The organism is Blastococcus saxobsidens DD2 (assembly GCF_000284015.1).
Lineage (GTDB): Bacteria > Actinomycetota > Actinomycetes > Mycobacteriales > Geodermatophilaceae > Blastococcus > Blastococcus saxobsidens_A.
Map to the genome: position 1 here is coordinate 4207924 of NC_016943.1, position 18655 is coordinate 4226578.

Sequence of the window (18655 nt, forward strand, 5' to 3'; positions counted from 1 at the left end):
CTAGTCCCTCAGGCCGGCTCGAACCAGAACGGCGGGACGGCGTCATCCGTGTCGGCCACGACCATCCGGACCGGGACGGGGACGCGAGTCCCGTCGCCGAGTTCACGGATGTGCCCGAAAACCAGGGGGCCGTCGTCGTCCAACTGGATCTGGCCGAGTGTGTACGGCGGCGCCAGGCCCGGGCGCGCCACCCAGACCGTCGTGTAGGACAGAATCCTTCCCCGGTTGGCGAACTCCGATATCGCCATGGTCGCCTGTCCGCAGCGATAGCACACGGCCCGTCCTGGCCAGGAGACCGCTCCGCACTCCGTGCACCGCGTGCCGACGAGTCGTCCGCTGTCGCGGTCGAGGCGCGGCCGGTCGCGAGTGTTGGTGAACTCGTGCGCGCTCAATTCCATGGGTCTGTCCGCTCCAGAATGTGGACGTTTGATGCGGCGGATTCGCCTTCCAGCCACCCCCCGCTGTTCTGGGCCATGGCCATGCGCGGCCTCGTGACCTGCCGGCCCTCGGCCTCCCCGCGCAGCTGCCACACCAACTCAGAGATCTGCGCGAGGCCGGTTGCGCCTACCGGGTGGCCGCGCGAGGACAGCCCTCCGCTGGGATTCACCGCAATTTTTCCGTCGATGGCGGTAGCACCGCTGCGCAGCAGATCGGCGGCCCCGCCCGGTTCACAGAAACCCAGCTGCTCGTAGTAGAGGAGCTCGCCCGGTGCCATGGCGTCGTGCACCTCGGCGACGTCGATGTCCTCCGGTCCGATGCCGGCTTCCTCGTAGGCCTGACGCGCACAGCCCGTCGCTGTTGATGGTCCTGGCGTTTCCGTGGCCGTGAAACCCGAGGCGGCCGCGCTGGCACGCACCAGGATGCGTGGCTTCCCGGTGCGGCTCGGAAGGTCCGCTCGCGTCACGATGGCCGCCGCTGAGCCGTCACACATCGAGCTGCACATGAGCAGTGTGAGCGGCTCGGCAATCGGCCGGGACGCCAGAACCTGATCTGCTGTCACGGGCTTGCGATGCTGGGCGTACGGATTGAGAGAGCCGTTGTGATGGCTCTTCACGGCCACGTCGACAAGGTCCTGCAGTGTCAGGCTGCCGTCGTCGAGTCGCTTGCGGAGCCGCAGGGCGTAGACCGCGGTGAACTGGAGGCCCAGCCCGCCGACCACGTCCAGGTCGGCCGCAGTCTCCAGGGCGTTCAACGAGCGATTCAGCTCATCGACGAACATCTTTTCGAAGCCCACGGCGAGAACGGTGTCGGCGACTCCCGCTCGAACCGCGATGATTGCTTCCCGGAAGGCGCTCGACCCACTTGCGCACGCGTTCTCGACGTTGACCACAGGTACCCGTTCAATGCCGATCTCCCGCAGGACCGACTGTCCACGGATCTGTTCCTGCCCTTGGAGCAGGCCGGCCATGGCGTTCGACGAGTAGACGGCCTGAATGTCCTTCACGCCCATGCCCGCGTCATCCAGGGCCCGCAGAACCGAAACACGCGCCAGGTCTTTCAGCGACGCATGGGGGAAGCGTCCGCTGGGGTGCATCCCGACCCCGGCCACGGCGACGTCTGTCATCTCTTGTTCCTCTCCTGAGCTCGCGCCCGGCCGGAGTCGACCAGGAGCGCCCTGATGAAGCCCGCATCCGGGCAGTCGTGAGCCAGCTCGTCGTGTGCGGCCTGTACGACCGCTCTCGGGGCCTCGCAGTGCGCGGCCAAAGCTGGGACATCAGCGGACTCGGATGTGGGGAAGAGGAGAGCGCCTCCCTCGCCGGTGAACGTCTCCGTGCCATCGCCTGTGACGACGGTGAGCACAGCCGACATCTCGCTCAAAGTCGCGTCAGGGACGACCTGGACCACATCCGCCAGTGAGGCCAGAGGACCCGGCTCGTCGAGCCGCGACAGCCGCACGGTGCCGTCGGCGAGGCCGGCCGCGACGCAGTGGGACACGCTCATGAGCGCTTGGCCGCGCGACCGAAACGGGCCCCGGTTGAGCGTACCGGGGTAACCGACTTCTGCCTCCGACATCCGGACGACGACCGACCGGGGCCTGCGACCCGCGAGCCAGGCATGGGCGGCGCACGCCAGGTGGGTCGGCACCTGGGCGATACCACTGATCGGGTAGGGCTTCACCGCGATCTCGGCGATCGACGGGGCACCCGCTGACATCGACGCGGTCAGCCGTGCGGAGCCTGGATCATCGAAGAAGGCCGTGCTCCACCCAGCGTCCCCTTCCAACGCCTCCGGGGCTGCCATGGCACCCACCCGGGTCAGCAGAGCGGCTTCCACGCCGGCCCGGGCGGCGATCCCGACCTCGAGGAGCCACTCGTCGGATCCGTCGAGCCATGCCTGATTCGTTCCGCCGGCCATGACCGCGGCGAGTCCGATTGCGTTCGCCGTCTCGTCCGCCGACATGCCTAGCGCGGTTGCAGCTGTCGCGGCGGCGCCGAAGGCGCCAAACAGGCCGGACGGCCGGTAGCCGCGCTGCTGCGCGTCTGCCGAGTACACCCGCGCAACCGCGCACATGGTTCGGTAGCCGGCCGCCAGCGACTCGAGAAATCGGTCACTGCTCTCGTCTGCCAAGGCCAACGCCGCGGCGAGGGTCACCGCACCGACGTGCGAACGGCCGGCAGGGAAGAAGTCGTCTTGGGTCCGCGCATGCAACTGGGTCGCCAGCGCGAAGGCGTCCTGTCCCGGTGAGGGAGGAGCCGTGTTCCGCAGCTGATCCACCAGTCGACGACTGCTGCCCAGGTCTCCTGCGCCTGCGGCGATGTTGTTGAGCGTGAGCACGCGCAGATAGGCCGTGTCGGTGGGCAGTCGGCTCGATGCAGCCAAGTCTCCGGTGACCGTCATCGCGCTTGGCGTCCGGAACGAAGCCGCTTAGTCCCCACCAGTAGTGAACGCCACTCAACCTGTGTGCCGTCTGGTGCGGACGGATTGACGTTTGGCCGCGGGTGCGGCGCACCTGCCCGCTCCGCGACGAGCGCACTGGCAGATACAGGGCCGGGCCCGGGGAAGGTTGCAGCGCCGTCGTGGTCGAGATCCTGGCCCATGCCCACCCAATCGCCGACCGTCCTACGTGACTGGTCTCAAGGACGGTGTTTCAGAACGGAACAGATGTTCCGTTTATGCGTACCCCGGTAGACGAAGTGATGTCAACCACATCGGAGATGTCGTTCGTCTGGTGGTCGCGCTTTCCGTGCGCCAACCGCCCCGTGTGCGTCCTCCGGACGGACCCGCACGGTGCGGACCTGTGGACCCGTGTGGCCGTGGGCCTGCCCGCAGTACTCCCGGGTGGGCGTGTAGCCGTGGGCGGTGATCTGGGCCAGGGATTCCAGAGGGGGCGGCGGGGGCGGCGCCATACAACAGGTCGGGTGCGACGTCGGCAGGGGTCGCCCTCGGTCTGAGAGATGTCGGAGACCGTGCGCGACCCGATACCCGCGCAGCACCCTCGCCCCGGCCGACCGCTCGGCGTCCCACCGGACGGCACCCCCTGCCGCTCCTGTCGCCGTCGCGGCGGCGGGTGCGGCCCGGTCAGTGTGCCCGTCGGTGCCGGTGATGTTTGGCGTATTCGTGCACGGCGCCAGGACCGCGAGCGCGCTGAGCCGTGGCCGGCTCCGCCTCTCCCACCGGTGTTGCTGCTGGCGCAGGTCATCTGGACCCTCCCGGTACCGGAGCCGAAACCGGTACGCGAGGGACTACGGAACGGGTGTCCTGCCACCCATTCCCCGGCCCGTCCGGCACAGAGCTCTGCTCAGGGGCCGGGAGCGGCGGCGGGGGACGACCGGACCAAGACTGCTTCCGCAGCGCAGCGCCCGAAGGGCGGAAGGATCTTGGTCCGGTCGGGAGGAGATGGCGCGGGAGGCCCCTACGCTGAGCTGCCGGACGGGTCGGGGGACCAGCAAGGACAGCCCGCCGCAGGCGGACCTTGATGACGGCGCAGCCGGCGCCACGCGCAGCGTGGCCCGAAGGGCGCTCCTGGACTGCCCCACCGGCCCCCGCACAACGATGTCGACGGCGGACCCACGGGTCAGCGAGCCTCGATCACCCGACACGTCGCGGGAGACCCTGGCGGACCGGTCACGGGCCCCGACGTCTCGCCGTGCCCGGGGTCGGTGTCGCGCGCCATGAGTCGAGCGTGGCCAGGCCGGCGCCCGCTCGAGGGCGTCCGTCCGGATGTTATGGACAGGAGCCGTTGTCCACAGGGACCCATTGCGCAGGAGCGCCCCGATGCTCGCGGCCGGCATCGGCTGACTGGAGGACAACAGGAGGACGGACCCCCGGCCGGCAGCGGGCCTCCAGTGGTTCTCCAGTCCCTGTGGGCACACGGGTTCCCCGACTGTCGTCTGCCTACCGGAGAACGTGCCTCAGAAGTGCGGGCGGCGCGGGTCGGTCAGGGACAGCGTCGGGGAGTGACAACCGGGCATCGGCCGCAGACGAACGAGGCGGTCCGGGAGACCGCTTACCAAGACGGGGCCGAACCCAGCCGCATCACCGGGGGGTGCACCGGCTGTCTCGGCGCCGCCCCCGGCGTCGGCAGATGCAGGGTCTCCGTCGCTGGCAGGTGACGCGCCACAGCCGCCACTACAGGAGAACAACCGGAGACAGTCAGACAAGGCTGGCTGTGAAGTGTCACCACCGGGCCCGAAATGGCGCCTTCTGTGGTGAAGGCACCGCCCACCACCGACGACCTCCGGGAGCCAGCCATGCCCGCCCCCACGGCCGACCACGAGCCCGAGTTGCTCACCATCACCGAGGCCGCGGACGTGCTCCGCGCGCCCGTCGCCACCCTCCGGTACTGGCGACACCTCGGCACAGGCCCGAACAGCTTCCGACTCGGCCGGCGCGTCCTCTACCGCCGCGCCGACCTGCGCAGCTGGATCGACGCACAAGCAGACCAGTCCCCGCACCGATAGCCGCTCGCCTCCGAGAGCGGCTGGACGGGGCGCGGGGCCGCTTCGAACTCCGGGCACACGGTGAGGCCTTGTGGCCACCCCCCGGCTGTGGACGACGACGGTCGTCCACAGAAGCCGGCCGGGACGGGCTCCGGCAGCGCCGGAACGGCGACGCTGCTCACGCGCATCGAGAGGAGGAGCGATGGGATGGATGGGCCCGGTCGCCGACGGCCAGGAGCACGAGGGCTGGGTGGTGCCGGTGTTCGCCGACGGCGCGCAAGGCCCCGGCGCCAGCAGCGCCCGCGGTGTTCTGGTGGCCCGCGGGCCCGACGACGGGCCCTGCAACGGCGACCGGGTGCGGCTGACCTACCGCGACGGCTGCACCGCCGAAGGCGTCTGGTCCGACGGCACGGTTCTCCCCGGCGACGGGATCGTGCACGCCTACACCAGCGACGAGGATGGCCTGGAGGTGGTCGACCAGGCCGAGGAGTGGCGCCCCGACGCCGCGGTCGTCGGCTGGGTCGCCGGCTGCACTTGCGGCTGGCGCGGCACCCCCTGGACCCGCGTACCACCGGAGCTGGCCGACCCCGCGGTGCGGCGGCTGGCCACCGCTGGCCCGTGGGCCGATCTGGAGGCTGCCGACGAGAACCGGGTGAGACAGGAATGGCGCCGGCACATCGCCGGATGGCAAGCCCTCGAAGACGTCGAGGTGGCCGCCGCCCGGCAGGCCGCCGCCGCCCGCGCGCTGGACGAGGCGGTGCGCGCCGCAGTCGCGGCCGGGGCCTCGTGGGCCGACATCGGCCGGGCCGCCGGCATGACCGGCCGGTCGGCCACCGAGCGGTGGTCCGCCCGTGGCTGAGCAGGCGACCGGCCCCCACGGCTCGAGCGAGGAGACCCCGCCGGGGCAGCGCACCGTGCTGGTCGTCGACCTCGACGGCGAGCCGCTGGCGCCGCTGCGCGCCCTGGAGGAGATCCTGCTGTGCCTGGGCACGTGGGAGGACGACGACCGGCGGGATCCGGGCGCCGGCACGGAGCCGCTGCGGTTGCCGGCGCCGCTGGCCGGCCGGGTCGCCCTCGCCGCCGTGCAGCGCCTGCTCAGCGCCCTCGCGCCCACCCAGTCCCGGGGGCCCGGCCCGTGTGTGGCCGGCTGCTCGCCCCGGACGGCCGCTACGAGCACGCGCCGCTGACCGCGCTCATCCTGCCCGCCGCCGACATCGACCTCTTGTGCGGAACCGCCGCCGCCCTCGGCCACCCTGGGCTGGGTCCCGACATCGCCGAGCTGGTCGACGCCGACGCCGTGCCGCTCCCCAGCGGCCACCGCCGGACCGAGCCCACCAAGCTGGTCTCGCTTCTCGCACGGCTGGCCGGTCTGCTCCGACCTCTCCCCCACCGACGACACCCGACTGCTCACCGCCCGACTGCTGACCACCCCGCCCGGCACCGACTGCGTGCTCAGCGATGCCGAGGAAGCCGCCCACGCCCGCACCGCCGACCGCATGAACCACATGTGGGGGCACCCATTCCCCCGGCCCGTCCGGCACAGAGCGCTGCTCAGGGGTCGGGAGGAGCCGGCGCCGAAGACCCTACTTTGAGCTGCCGGACGGGTCGGGGGATCAGCAAGCACAGCCCCGCAAGGCCGACCTTTTCGACGACGCAGCCGGCGCCACGCGCAGCGTGGCCCGAAGGAGCTTCTGTCCGCAAGGCCAGACCATGACACCACGGGGATCGGGGCGTGCGCCGACCGGACCGCCAGCCTCCCCACCACGCCACAGGAGCGCGGACGGACTGATCGCCACCCCGTGAGCGGGCCGCGGAGGCGAGGCAGGCTGCGTCAGCGTCCCCCTGGTTATTGAGCGAGAACGGGGTCGGCGGCGATTCGGGCGCCTGCTCGTTCGACGGCGTTGCGCACTCCGCTTCGGCGCCTGCGATGACCGCGCTGATGACGGCCCGGTGAGGACACCCGGGGTGCTCTCAACCGATTCGGGTGAGCGGCAACCGGTAGGTCAGCCACGGGACGGCACCGGCGAGGTCACGCGCCGGGTCGGTGAGCTGCCAGCCGTGGTGGTCCAGGAACCGGCGGGCCGGCACATTATCATCGCGAACCGTCGACCAGGCCTCCTCTTCGCCGGTGTGACGCCACCAGCGCAGGGCCGCCGCGTGCAGGGCGCTGCCGATGTAACGGCGCCGGCGAGTCGGTAGCACGTGCAGCTGGCAGAGCTCGCCGACCGCGCGGCCGTCCGCTTCGGCCTTCCGCGACGGTGGCCCCAGCAACGCAAACCCGACCGGCTTCCTCCACAGCTCCGCGTACAGCAGGACGTGCCGGGGAGAACGGACGGACTCGATGTAGGCAACCAGCCGGTCGGCGTAGGAGCCGGGATGCTCCTTGACGCGTCCGGTCGCGCGCACCGAGGCTGCGACGCTGGCCCCGTGCAGGGCCGCGACCCTCGGCGCGTCGACATCTGCGGCCGGGCGTATTCGCAGCACCGGCTGCAGAGAACCGGGACCGTCCTGCCGTGGCATCGCACTCACACCATCCGCATCGCCGGGCACCATCCGCATCGCCGGGATAACCGCATCGCCGGGCACCATCCGCATCGCCGGCCGAGGTGGTGCCGACCGATGGGCGAGAACGCCGTCGTACCCCGTCACGGAACCGGTGACCCGTGGCGAGTCGACGAAGTTCGGCCACCCACGTCATCCGGCAACAACCGACACCGTCACCACGGCTACCCGCCGCCGCTCGTCGCCCCCTTCCTCCTTGCGCGTGGCGACATCGTCAGCCCCTCGGTTCCGCCGACGGTCTCTGGTGCTGCGTGATCGAAGGCCGTGGATCTGCCTGGATCTGGCCGCGGAGTGCACCGCCCGGATGTCCGACGCCCTCGCCGACATGTCTGGGCGCACCGGGCGGGGCGCTGACGTCGCACGCCGTCGTCCTCGCCCGGCACGCGAGCGGCCGATCGGGCAGCGCCCGGTCATCGCCTTCCGTGCCCTGGCGCTGGATCCGGCTGTGTCACTCGGCCGGCCGACAGTCCGCGGTCACCGTCCACTCGAGCGTCACGTGCCCGTGGGCGTCGCGCCGCTTCATCGGACCCACGACGATCAGCGTCTGCCAGTCGGGCATCCCGTCCTCGGCGCAGCTCTGAGAGTCGAGGGCGTCCCAAGGCAAGGTAAGCGTCGGCCGGACCTGCATGGGCAAGAGTGGCTCCGATGCCGGCGACGCCGGAACGGCGGCGGAGACAAGCTCATCCCGGCGAGTGAGGAGCGTGCAGCCCCCGGGGCCGGCTTCCCGACCCAGGGCTGCTTGCCGAGGGCTACTACCCCGCCGTCTCGATCCCCGACTCCGACCGTGCAGCAGTCCTGCCGCCGTGTTGCGCGGCGGGGCGCGGCTGCACGCTGAACTGCGGTGTCGACTCCCAGGTGGATGTCGCCAGCTCCTGCAGTCGACTTTTTAGGCAGTGGAACCTTGCAGAGCCTCGGCTGGCGATCGGAAGGATGCGCAGATCACGAAAGATAACGGGGGGGTCTCGACAGCTCGCGGCGGTCAGGCCACCATGTGCGGGAATCTCTTCTGACTTCCCCTCAAGGAGAACTGCGTGTCCGACTGGACCGATGCCGAGGAGCTCTCCGGCCGCAAGGCGTTCGACATGTGGCGCTTCACAGGGGCGAAGACGGCGATCTCCTGGGATTGGGCGGACATGGCTAGGCGTGAGAAGCGCCAGTGGATCGACCGCGCTAGGGAGTCGGAAAGGGCCGCATAGAGCTTCACCTTCCTCTAGGTTGCCCACCCGCCAGTGGCGTCGCGCCCTACATGCGCGCGCTCGGCGGGTCCCGGTAGCTGCCCACCGCTGGCCCGCCGGGATCGACCCACCGGAACCCGGGACACGGGCAGGGCAGAGCGGTCGCGGGTGAGGAAAACCCACCGATCCGACCGCCACAGTGGCCGCCGCTGTCGTCGTGCTCCAGGTATCCGTGGGGGCACCCGCGGCAGGCGATCGCCGCCGTCGGTGCGTCGGAGGTCACATCGGCAAGGATATGGGAGGTGGAGGGCGGCGGCTTTCCCACATTGCGAATGGGAAGTTCCGCCCGGGACCAGCGCAGGCCCCGGCAAGATCATGTGATGGACCCTGATCTCAAGATCGGGACGGCGGTGAGCGGCCGGCCGACCGTCACCGCCCGGTTCATCCTCTGTCGCCCAATCATCAGGACTGCCACGTGCGCTTCACCGACCGCTGGTGACACAACCCACTGGCGCTGCGTGGAGGTGAAGGAGGACGGCGAGGCCTTCGCGTGAACATCCTCACGGCAGATCAGATCTCACTGGTGATGAACGTCTACCACGACTCCCTGTCGCTGACACCGACCGTCTTGTGATCATCAACCCTGCCATGCCCAGCGGCGACGCGACTGGCACGGTCAACGAGCGCCCACGGACTGCCGATAGAGAACGCGTGAAGTGGAACCACGCGCAGCCAGGCTCAGCAGCTGCCTCCCGAGCGCGACACCGTGCCCCTGAGCCAGAGCCTGACCTTGATGACGTCGATGAGCTGACCGACACCGTGGCGATCTCACCGCTCGGCCTGTCGTACGGCCAGCACGCCGCGAGCACGCCGGGCCTGCCGGAGCTGCGGCCACGGACCGGCCTCCGCGCGGCACCCCTCGTGGACGATGCGGCCGCAGCCGAGTCCGGCGCTGACGCCATTGCCACTGGCCCGCGGCCAGCCACCGGTCGCATTGCGCGTGTGCTCGCCGGTCGTTTGCGCCCCTGGCAGCGATCGGCCTGACTACCGATTGCGTCGCGCATCGGTCACGAGTGCTCGGGGCGCCAGACGATCGTCACCCGGGCCGCGCCCCCGAATCCGGCGGCGATCGTGATGGCCACAGCTCCCCGGCGCACCGCGTCGCAGGCGACCTCCGAGGCGTCGCACAAGTCCTCCACGGGATGATGCTCAATGCGGGTGGCTCGCTCGGGCGGGAACGTCCTCACCAGCTCACAGATGCTCACGCGGCAGTCGTTGTGGCAGTCGAACTCGATGGGGCCCCTGAACCGACCGACCTCGCTCCAACCAACCGCCGCTGTGTCCCCGCAGCGGGGACACGGCTCCCAGGTGATCCACTGACTCTCGATCATCGCCACCCCACCCCCTGTGGCCCGCCTCGTCGGCTGTCGCCCTACCCGTCAGCCCAAGCGGGACACCTTCGGTGGTCACTCGATTGGTGGGCCACCGAGCACCGCGTAACCGTTGGCCAGGATCGGGCCCCGGCGCCCCCGTCGCTGGATGAGCCTTCGCTCGCCAAACTTCCGGAACGGTCATCGACCTATCCCGGGGTCAACCCTGGTCCGCATGGAGTCCGCAGATAGTCCGCGGGACGTCCACAACTGGCCGTCGTCCGCCAACGGCTGCCCATACCTGTAAGCGCAGGTCATAGGGCAGGTTATGAGAATCCGTGCAGGTCAACGGTTCACCCGGAGGTAATGTCCGGGATCACGGCGTCCGGCGGCGAGCGGCCGGGTATCGTCGCGTTGGCGAAGGGCGTGCTTATGTCGACCCGCCGTCCGGACTTCCGAAGCATCCGCTCGACCAGGTCGGTCAGTTCGCCGAACGCGAGGATCGTCGACGTGAGCTGGCTGCGGTCGCGCCGGGCGATGAACACCCGGTCAGGCCCGGTAACCCAGAACGGCGGCGACGCCACGCTGCGAAGCATTGCCCCACCGTGGGACTGGGCAGCCCTGGAGTTCTGATCCACACTGCCAGAGGGGCTTGCCTGTATTCGCGGTGGTCCGCAGCAGTCCGTTACGCAGGTCAAACGGCTGCCACGTCGTCCGTGGACCGCTATGGACGACCCTGAACGCGGCAGTTTGGCCACCATCGTGGCACCAAGCAGAAGCCGGTAGGCTGTCGAAGATCAACGACCTTTTTCGACTTGCGGTCGGCGATGAACGAGACGGCGGGCACACCGCAGGTCCCTCCGAGCGCCAGCACGAAGCCCCAGCCGCCAAACTGGCCTGCGCGGCCGCAGTCGATGGCACCATCTCGACGTGAGCGGGCCGCCAACCCGCAAAAGGCGGAAGTGATGACGACGGACCCGGTGGACGTCCTCGGCACCGTTGACCCGGTCGCGTCGGTTCTGTCCGCCTACGCCGATGGGCGGCGTATCTGCCTGGTGACGTCGGGGACCACCGCACGGCCGCGGTCGGTGGTCCGCACCGCCGCGTCCTGGGTCGAGTCATTTCCCGCGGTGTCGCAGCTGACCGGCATCGCGGCGGACTCGCGGGTGTGGGTGCCCGGCCCGCTCGGGGCGTCGATGAATCTGTTCGCGGCAGCACACGCCCGGTTCGTCGGCGCGGACGTCGTCCCGGCCTCTGCCGGCGCGAGCCACGGACTTCTGACGCCGATGGCGCTCATCGGTGCTCTCGACGACGGAGTCGATGTCGCCGGAATGCATCTCGTCGTCGCAGGTGACCGGCTGACTCGCACGGTGGCCCGCCGGGCCACTGCGGCGGGAGCTCGCGTGAGCCACTACTACGGCGCGGCGGAGTTGTCCTTCGTCGCCTGGGGCTCCGATGAGGAGGATTTGCGCCTTTTCCCCGATGTCGAACTGGAGATCCGCGACGGCGTGATCTGGACTCGGTCACCGTTCTTGTCTCACGGCTACCTCGCCCCGGGAGGACCGTTCACCATCGCTCCGGACGGGTTCGCCACGGTTGGGGACCACGGTCGCCTCACCAACGGCGTGCTTACCGTGGTCGGGCGCGACGGGAGGGCGGTGGTGACCGGTGGTGCCACCGTGCTGGTGGACGACGTCGAAGAGGTTCTCCGCTGGGTCGGTGGCGGCGACGTGGTGGTGGTCGGGGTCGCGCACCCCCGGCTCGGGCAGATGGTCGCTGCGGTCTTCACCGATCCAGTGGCACTGACCGCGGCCCGAGATGCGGCGCCGGGGGAGCTCACCCCAGCGCAGCGCCCGCGGTTGTGGTTCCACCTGCCCCGATGGCCGCAGACGGCAGCCGGAAAGGTGGACCGGGCCGCGATTGCCGCGCTAGCCGACGCCGGCGCGTTGAGGCCGGTGCCACGCACGGGGGGCGCCTCGTCGGGGGCGGGCGCGTGAGGGAGTTACCGGTGATCGTCGCGGCAATGCGCAGCCCGATCGGGACCGCGGGTCGCTCGCTCGCGACCGTGGCCGCCGCCGAGCTCGCTGCGCCCGTCCTGGCGGCCGTGGTGCGGCAGCTGCCCGACGGGACAGAGCTGAGTGAGGTCGTGCTGGGCAACTGCATGGGGCCGGGCGGAAACGTCGCCCGGGTGGCGGCGCTGCAGGCCGGCCTGCCGCAGACGCTGCCGGCCCTGACGGTGGACCGGCAGTGTGCGAGCGGACTGGCCGCGATCGTGCTCGGCGCCGGCATCGTGGCCGCCGAACCGGGCGTGGTGCTCGCCGGCGGCGTGGAGTCGGCATCCAGCGCTCCGTGGCGGTTCTGGCCCCCGCCGGTGGACGCCGAGCCGGTGCGCTACGAGCGAGCACCGTTCGCACCGGCGCGCGTGGGGGATCCCGACATGGGACCGGCCGCCGATGCCCTCGCCCGTGCTCACGGCATCTCCCGGGAAGAGCACGATGCCTACGCCATGCGCTCGCACGCCCGCGCGATCGCCACCGTGGAGGCGCACGGATTCGAGCCCGAGATCGTCCCGGTCGCCGGGCTCGCACGTGACGAGCGGCCGCGGACAGGGCGGACCGCGTCGCGCCTGGCCCGGTTGCGCCCGGCGTTCGGTCCCGACGGCACGCACACGGCCGGCAACTCGTGCGGCATCAACGACGGCTCGGCCGTCGTCGCCGTCACCGACGCCGCCACGCATCGACGGCTGGGCATGCCCGGCCTGCGCGTGCTCGCCACGGCGACCGCCGGGCACGATCCGAACCTGCCCGGACTCTCGCTCGTCCCGGCCGTCCGGGTGGCACTGGACCGGTCGGGGCTGACGCTCGACGACGTCGACGTCATCGAGTTCAACGAGGCATTCGCGGGCCAGATGCTGGCCTGCTGCCGGTCTCTGGGGCTCGACGACCAGCGGGTCTGTCCGCAAGGCGGGGCGTTGGGCCTCGGCCACCCGTGGGCAGCCTCCGGCGCGATCCTCGCGGCCCGCCTGTTCTCCCAGCTCGTTCGGCAGCGCGCGGGCCGCTACGGTCTTGCCGCCATCGCCGCCGGGGGCGGGCAGGGGGTTGCGATGGTCGTCGAGGCGCTTCCCTGATCGACCCGCCGGTGTTAGACGTCCCGCGGCACCGGGCGGCCGGTTCCGGTCGGGGCCCCCCGCTCGGCAGCCTCCTCGTCAGTCACCGGCCGGACGAGGTCGCCCTCGCAGATCCGGGCGCCGACGAACACAGCTGCGTTGATTCCGCCCCGGTAGGCCATCGCCTTGACCAGTCGTACGCCCGTCAACCGCTCCAGGTGCGTGCACGGCGGGCACCGCTTCATCCCGAACAGCAGTGCCTCACCAACGGCGAACCAGCCGCCGACCAGTTCCGGGAGCGCGAGCCCCGTGGTCACCAGGTTGCGTCGGGTGGCGCCCGGCACGAGACCGGAACCGGTCTCACGGACCACCGCCGAGACGTCCTCGGCGTCGATCAGCGTCAGCTGTTTCTCCAGGGCTGGATAGTCGGCCCAGGTGCCGCCGCCGAGCGCGTAGCGGTCGCCCCGCAGACCGCGACCGGCGAGAAGCTGGGCGTCGAGCACTCGCCGCATCGGTGCCGCGGCCGCCGGGGTCAGCCAGATCTCGGCGAGCGCGCCGGTCATGACGCCTCGCGGAGCGTGCGGCGCGGAGGCGGGGCGTCGGCGCCGCGGGCGTCGAGCGCCTCGCTGATCCTGTGCGCGAGTTGCAGCATCTGAACCAGTAGCGGCACGATCGCTGTCGTCACCGCTCTGATACCTCGCCGGGAGCCGCCGCGCGCGGCCTGCGCCTCCCGGATCCGGTCGGCGCGCTCGGCCACGAGCGGGATGAACCGCAAAGCCATCGCCAGCACCAGGCCGATGCGGGCGGGCCGCACGCCGACGAGGCGCAGCGGCGCCGCGGCGCGCTCGACCACCGCCACCATCGCCGTCACTCGGGTCGTGGCCGTCACCACCGCGGCAGCCAGCACCAGCGCCACCAGCCGCAGCGCGGTCGCCACCCCGGTGAGCAGATCGGTCAGCACGGCGTGGACGGCGACGATCCCGACGACCCAGACGGCGACCGCCCGGACCTGCCGGGCCAGCAACTCCACCGGCAGCCGCGCCAGCCCCAGCCCGACGACGAGCACGCCGCTCAGTGCCACGAGGGTGACCGGCAGAGTCGGGAGCGCGAAGACCAGCACGGCGAGCCCGGTGAGGGCGAGCAGCTTCACGCCGGCCGGCGCCCGGTGCACCGGACTGGACCGCGGGACGTACATCGCCAGGGTCATCGGTCGGCCATCAACTTCCGGTAGGCCCGCACCGACTGCTCCGCTGGCCCGTCCTCCACCACCCGGCCGGCGTCCATCACCAGCACGCGGTCGAAGTCGTCGAGCAGATCGAGGTCGTGGGATACGGCGACCACCGCCTGCGGCAGCTCGGCGATGACCCGGGCGATCCGCCGGGCGTTGACCAGGTCCAGCAGCGTCGTGGGCTCGTCGAACACGACCCGTGCCGGCCGCATGACGAGCACCCCGGCGATGGCGAGCAGCTGCTTCTGGCCGCCCGAGAGCAGGTGCGCGGGGTGGTCGGCGTGGCCCGCCAACCCGTAGCGGTCGAGGATCTCGGCCACCCGCTCGGCCCGCTCGGCGGGAGCCACCTGTTGGTTCTCGAGCCCGTAGGCGACGTCCTCGGCGACCGTCGGGTGCACGATCTGTGCGTCCGGATCCTGGAACACGAAGCCGACCCGCCGACGGACCTCACGGACGGCGTCGCGGGTGTCCAGTCCGTCGACGAGCACCCGGCCGGCGGTGGGGACGACGAGCCCGTTGAGCAACCGGGCGAACGTGCTCTTGCCCGAGCCGTTGGAGCCGATGACCCCGACCCGGTGCTCCGTCAGCCGCAGGTCGATCCCGTCCAGTACCGTCCGTTCGCCGTAGGCGTGTCGCACGCCAACGAGTTCGATTCCCCGGGACGGATCGGCCTCGGCGGGGACGAGCGGTCGGCGGCGGCGCCTCACGGTGTGGCGCGGGCCCGCCGCGGTCGCTCGATCACCGGGTAGGCGCGGCGGACAGTGACGGCTACGACAGCGGCGACGACGGCCTTGACCACATCGCCCGGGACGAATGCCAGCGAACCGGTGAAGGCGGTCAGCAGGGACGTGCCGGTGAAGAGGCTCAGGAACGGGATGCCGACCGCGTAGATCACCCCGACACCGCCCACGAGCGTGGCCACGAGCGCCCAGGCAACGTTGATCCGCCGCCAGAACGCCTCGGTGAGCAGCCCGGTCACGAACGCGCCCAGCGGCCAGGCAATGAGGAAGCCGGCACTCGGCCCGGCGAACACAGCCAGGCCGCCCCGGCCGCCGGCAAGCAGCGGGAGCCCCACGGCGACCAGAACGAGGAACAGCAGAAGCGCGAGGAGGCCCCGCCGGGCCCCGAGCACCGCACCGGCCAGCATCACCCCCAGCGTCTGCGCCGTAATCGGTACCGGCACTGCAGCGACAGGGATCGCCGGCAGCATCCCGAGCACGGCGGTGATCGCGGCAAACAGCGCGATGTACGCAAGATCTTTTGTCCGCATATGTCTTCCCGTATCCTCTCGTTGCCCAGCGACTGGCGCGCTGAGTATGCCGATCTGCTATGGCGTGTGACCTTGACGGCTGCGACTTCGGGCCCGGGGTCCAGCAGCGGCCACCCGTCCCGTCCACGGGGGCCGTCACGACAACTGTGGCGCCGGGCGCCGCTGTGGCGGGACCGAACTCGGAATGCCGCTCTGCCGGCGCGCGCCGTCGACTTCCGACGGACGCGTCCAGCCCCATGGAAACGACGGGGTGCCGATTCCGGAACATGGGCTGCGCTGCCAGCATCGGGGTTCACCGCCAGAGCGCAAGCAGCGTGCGCAGGGCGGCGACGAACACGAGCGGTTGGTCGAGCATCGGATGATGACCGGTCTCGGGCAGCTCGATCACCGACAGGCCACCTGGAACCAGGGACTGCATCTTCGGCGTCATCTGCCGAGGAACGAGGCCGTGTTCACCCCGGAGCAGGGCCGCCGGGCACCGAAGCTCCGGGAGTAGATCTCGGAACGGCAGACGCGTTCCGAAGTACCTGGGGTCGAACTTCCAGGTCCATCCGCCCTCCGCCGCGCGCAGCGACTGCTCGGCGAGATGCCGGCGGACATAGGGCAAGAACACTGCTTGAGTGGGCAGTGCGGTGAAGCGTGCCGCAGCCTCATCCCGGTTGGCGTAGATCGTGTGCGGGCGGTGACGCCGCCGCACGTCCTCTTCGCGGAGCGGATCATTGAGAGGGGTGTCGATAAACGCGACGGCGGCAAAGTCCCCCGGGTAGTCGACGCAACTCGTTACCGCCGCCCAGCCGCCCATGCTGTGGCCGATGATGACGGGCCGTCGGAGGCCTTCCGCCGCCGTCACGGCGGCGACCTCCTCCGCCCACAGCCGCATGTCGTACTTCATCCGATGGTCGCTGTCCCCGTGGCCGCTGAGATCGAGCGCGACAACCCTGTGGCCATCCAGACACGGGGCGATGTGGTCCCACCAGCCGGAATGGGCAGCACCTCCGTGGACCAGTACGGCCGAGGGCAGCTCAGGGTCGCCCCATGTCCGGTAGTGGATGCGAGCGCCGGCAACGCGCAGGTCGGCGTGCTCGGGTTCCACAGCCACCGCTCGGGCTAACCACGCAGGAGGCGCCTCGTCTGTCGTCGTCATGTCTCCCCCTGCATGGAAGCGGACAGGGCCCCGCCGTTGATCGTCACTGCCCCAGCAGAGCCTTCACCAGGGTCGCAACCGCACCGAAGAACGCCAGCCCGATGAATGCTCGCTGAGCGGCGCTGGGCGGGACGACCTTGGCCAGAAGACTCCCCAGGGCGATCCCGATCCCCATACTGGCCAGGGCGAGGGACATCGTCGGAAGCGGTATGTCGAGGGGGCCTTTCGCCGCGATGGAGACCAGGTTCAACACGATGGCGTACAGCTGCACGGTGGGAACGAGGTTCCGGTGGGGCCAGGAGACGCTGATCGCGTAGAGGGCGATGGCGGGCCCGCCCACTCCGGCCGTGACGTTCATGAAGCCGGAGAGGCTGCCAGCTGCGACGGCACCGGCAGGCCCGCGGAAGACTCGAGCACGATCGCTGAAGATGACAGCGAGCAGGGCTGCGATGATGAGCAACGCAACGCCGACCGCCAGCACGCGGACCGGAACCCGGTGTACGACGACGACGCCGATAGGTACGCCGAGGCCGACAGCAGGCACCGACAACAGCAGCGCCTTTCCGACCTCGACGTCTCGCCTGGTCAGCGCAAGAATGACCACGCTGTTGATCAAGGACAAGACGTTCGCCAGCAGGACTCCCTGGAATGGCCCTAGTACCAGCACGAAGAACGGTGCCGCGACCAGGCCGGAGCCCAGGCCCGTCACACGTTGCGCTGCGGCTCCTGCCATACCGGCCCCGCTGAGCAGCAGGAGCGCCCATAGCATCAGACGCGACCATCCGGCACCGGTACCCTGGCGTCCCGCGGCAGCAGGACGCTGCCATCGCTGCCCATCAGAAGAGCGCCAGGACCGCGACGAGCGCCACGCCGGCCGCCACGAGGGTAGATGCGGCCCCGAGCAGGAGTGCCCGTTGCCCCGTCCCCCACATCGCGGCTAACCGGACGCCTGTGCCGAGCGCGAACATCGCCGCAGTCAGCGCGAGCTTCTGAAGGAAGCCGGCGACATCCAGCACCCCCTCCGAAACGATCCCCGTGCTGCGCAGCGCGACCGCCGCCAGGAAACCGAGCACGAACAGGGGGACCAACGGCGGTCTGGCCGTCATCTCGTCGTGCTTGGTCCTCCTCCGCTCCACCAGACCAAGACCGACGACGAGCGGCGCGAGCAACACCACCCGGCTCAGCTTCACCACGACGGCCACGGCCAGGGCTACCCCGCCGACTGCGGAGCCGGCCACCACGACCTGGGCAACCTCGTGCACACCCGCCCCCACCCAGGCTCCGTGCTGGTCCGCCCTCAGCGTCAGCGGCACTCCCAGCAGCGGGAGTGCGATCATGGCGACCGTGCCGTAAATCGTGACCAGGGCGACGGCGAGAGCGACATCGTCCTCGTCGGACTTCGTCACACCATGCGCTGCGGCCACGGCAGCCGCACCGCAGATGGAGAACCCGCTAGCGACGAGGATGGTCAGGTCCCTCGACACTCCGAGCGCGCGGCCCAGGAGGACGGTCGCGGCGAATGTCGCGACCACGGTGATGACGACCACGGCCATGCCGGCGGCACCCAGGCCGATGACCTCCCCGACGGCGAGCTGCAGTCCCAACAGCACGATTCCGAATCTCAGCACGGGGCGGCCCGCGAACGCCAGGCCGGTCCCGAAAGCAGGGCGCAAGCCGCCGACGTTCGCCAAGAGCCCTCCCAGGGCGACGGCGACGACCAAGGGGCTGACCGTAGGCAGGACCGACGTGACGGCCATGGAGAGCCCCACCGCCGCCGCGGTGGCGACCAGGCCCGGTGCCATGTCGAGGATCCGACTGACGGTGAACTGCGCGCGGGGGGCACTTCCACGTTTCACAGAATTAGTCTGCTTTCCGTCCCGGACATGCCCATCGGCATCCTTGGCAACCCATGAAGGGCGG

At 70.6% G+C, this 18655-nt stretch carries 19 protein-coding genes and 1 pseudogene; 6 read left to right on the forward strand and 14 right to left on the reverse strand.

Annotated elements, in window-relative coordinates:
* Positions 1-8 precede the first annotated feature (8 nt).
* From BLASA_RS26080 to BLASA_RS23695, 4 genes and pseudogenes are all read right to left on the reverse strand, one after another.
* Entirely contained in the window at positions 9-248 is a 240-nt protein-coding gene (locus BLASA_RS26080; protein ID WP_041775867.1) for an OB-fold domain-containing protein, read from the reverse strand.
* An 18-nt stretch (positions 249-266) separates the two neighbouring features.
* Positions 267-398 (reverse strand): annotated as a pseudogene (locus tag BLASA_RS26610) (zinc ribbon domain-containing protein); the annotation flags it as partial.
* Positions 389-1564 carry a thiolase C-terminal domain-containing protein gene (locus tag BLASA_RS19940; protein WP_014378043.1) on the reverse strand — a complete coding sequence of 392 codons (1176 nt, stop codon included), beginning with the start codon at positions 1562-1564 and terminating at the stop codon, positions 389-391. The gene BLASA_RS19940 and the pseudogene BLASA_RS26610, both read right to left, overlap by 10 nt.
* Positions 1561-2838, reverse strand: a complete 1278-nt coding sequence (locus BLASA_RS23695; protein ID WP_014378044.1) for an MmgE/PrpD family protein — start codon at positions 2836-2838, stop codon at positions 1561-1563. Before BLASA_RS23695 ends, BLASA_RS19940 begins: the two co-directional genes overlap by 4 nt.
* Before the next feature lie 1853 nt (positions 2839-4691).
* Between BLASA_RS23695 and BLASA_RS19950 the strand changes: the two genes are divergently transcribed.
* The 3 genes from BLASA_RS19950 (at position 4692) to BLASA_RS26085 (ending at position 6067) form a co-directional block, all read left to right on the forward strand.
* Positions 4692-4901 (forward strand): helix-turn-helix transcriptional regulator, encoded by a 210-nt coding sequence (locus BLASA_RS19950; RefSeq protein WP_041776771.1) that lies wholly within the window; start codon positions 4692-4694, stop codon positions 4899-4901.
* A 181-nt stretch (positions 4902-5082) separates the two neighbouring features.
* A complete protein-coding gene (locus tag BLASA_RS19955) occupies positions 5083-5739 on the forward strand; it encodes a hypothetical protein (protein WP_014378047.1) in 657 nt (218 codons plus the stop codon).
* Positions 5732-6067, forward strand: a complete 336-nt coding sequence (locus tag BLASA_RS26085) for a hypothetical protein (RefSeq protein ID WP_014378048.1) — start codon at positions 5732-5734, stop codon at positions 6065-6067. The genes BLASA_RS19955 and BLASA_RS26085 overlap by 8 nt, the downstream gene beginning before the upstream one ends.
* Positions 6068-6851: 784 nt before the next feature.
* On the opposite strand, the gene BLASA_RS19965 is transcribed toward BLASA_RS26085, so the two are convergent.
* Positions 6852-7475, reverse strand: a complete 624-nt coding sequence (locus tag BLASA_RS19965) for a GNAT family N-acetyltransferase (RefSeq protein ID WP_083878066.1) — start codon at positions 7473-7475, stop codon at positions 6852-6854.
* Between the two features lie 998 nt (positions 7476-8473).
* Here BLASA_RS19965 and BLASA_RS25245 point away from each other — a divergent pair.
* Positions 8474-8638 carry a hypothetical protein gene (locus BLASA_RS25245; protein ID WP_014378052.1) on the forward strand — a complete coding sequence of 55 codons (165 nt, stop codon included), beginning with the start codon at positions 8474-8476 and terminating at the stop codon, positions 8636-8638.
* Positions 8639-9684: 1046 nt separating this feature from the next.
* Here BLASA_RS25245 and BLASA_RS26370 read toward each other — a convergent pair.
* Entirely contained in the window at positions 9685-9816 is a 132-nt protein-coding gene (locus BLASA_RS26370) for a hypothetical protein (RefSeq protein ID WP_269446677.1), read from the reverse strand.
* 524 nt (positions 9817-10340) lie between these two features.
* Positions 10341-10583, reverse strand: a complete 243-nt coding sequence (locus tag BLASA_RS19980) for a type II secretion system protein E (RefSeq protein WP_014378056.1) — start codon at positions 10581-10583, stop codon at positions 10341-10343.
* A gap of 231 nt (positions 10584-10814) precedes the next feature.
* Here BLASA_RS19980 and BLASA_RS19985 point away from each other — a divergent pair, with 231 nt between their 5' ends.
* Both BLASA_RS19985 and BLASA_RS19990 read left to right on the forward strand, forming a co-directional pair.
* Entirely contained in the window at positions 10815-11984 is a 1170-nt protein-coding gene (locus tag BLASA_RS19985; RefSeq protein WP_083878067.1) for an AMP-binding protein, read from the forward strand.
* Positions 11985-11995: 11 nt separating this feature from the next.
* A complete protein-coding gene (locus tag BLASA_RS19990; RefSeq protein ID WP_197536240.1) occupies positions 11996-13114 on the forward strand; it encodes a thiolase family protein in 1119 nt (372 codons plus the stop codon).
* A gap of 14 nt (positions 13115-13128) precedes the next feature.
* Here BLASA_RS19990 and BLASA_RS19995 read toward each other — a convergent pair whose 3' ends face one another.
* From BLASA_RS19995 to BLASA_RS20025, 7 genes are all read right to left on the reverse strand, one after another.
* Entirely contained in the window at positions 13129-13656 is a 528-nt protein-coding gene (locus tag BLASA_RS19995; protein WP_014378060.1) for an MOSC domain-containing protein, read from the reverse strand.
* Entirely contained in the window at positions 13653-14300 is a 648-nt protein-coding gene (locus tag BLASA_RS20000) for an energy-coupling factor transporter transmembrane component T family protein (RefSeq protein WP_014378061.1), read from the reverse strand. The genes BLASA_RS19995 and BLASA_RS20000 overlap by 4 nt, the downstream gene beginning before the upstream one ends.
* Positions 14297-14959 carry an energy-coupling factor ABC transporter ATP-binding protein gene (locus tag BLASA_RS20005; RefSeq protein ID WP_231839501.1) on the reverse strand — a complete coding sequence of 221 codons (663 nt, stop codon included), beginning with the start codon at positions 14957-14959 and terminating at the stop codon, positions 14297-14299. The genes BLASA_RS20000 and BLASA_RS20005 overlap by 4 nt, the downstream gene beginning before the upstream one ends.
* 65 nt (positions 14960-15024) lie before the next feature.
* Positions 15025-15591, reverse strand: coding sequence for a biotin transporter BioY (locus BLASA_RS20010; protein WP_014378063.1), 567 nt, complete (start codon positions 15589-15591; stop codon positions 15025-15027).
* A gap of 292 nt (positions 15592-15883) precedes the next feature.
* On the reverse strand, positions 15884-16735 hold the full coding sequence (locus BLASA_RS20015) for an alpha/beta fold hydrolase (RefSeq protein ID WP_014378064.1): 852 nt from the start codon (positions 16733-16735) through the stop codon (positions 15884-15886).
* A gap of 43 nt (positions 16736-16778) precedes the next feature.
* Positions 16779-17504 (reverse strand): TSUP family transporter, encoded by a 726-nt coding sequence (locus tag BLASA_RS20020; RefSeq protein ID WP_014378065.1) that lies wholly within the window; start codon positions 17502-17504, stop codon positions 16779-16781.
* A 67-nt stretch (positions 17505-17571) separates the two neighbouring features.
* Positions 17572-18537 (reverse strand): YeiH family protein, encoded by a 966-nt coding sequence (locus BLASA_RS20025; protein WP_051005234.1) that lies wholly within the window; start codon positions 18535-18537, stop codon positions 17572-17574.
* Positions 18538-18655: the final 118 nt, after the last annotated feature.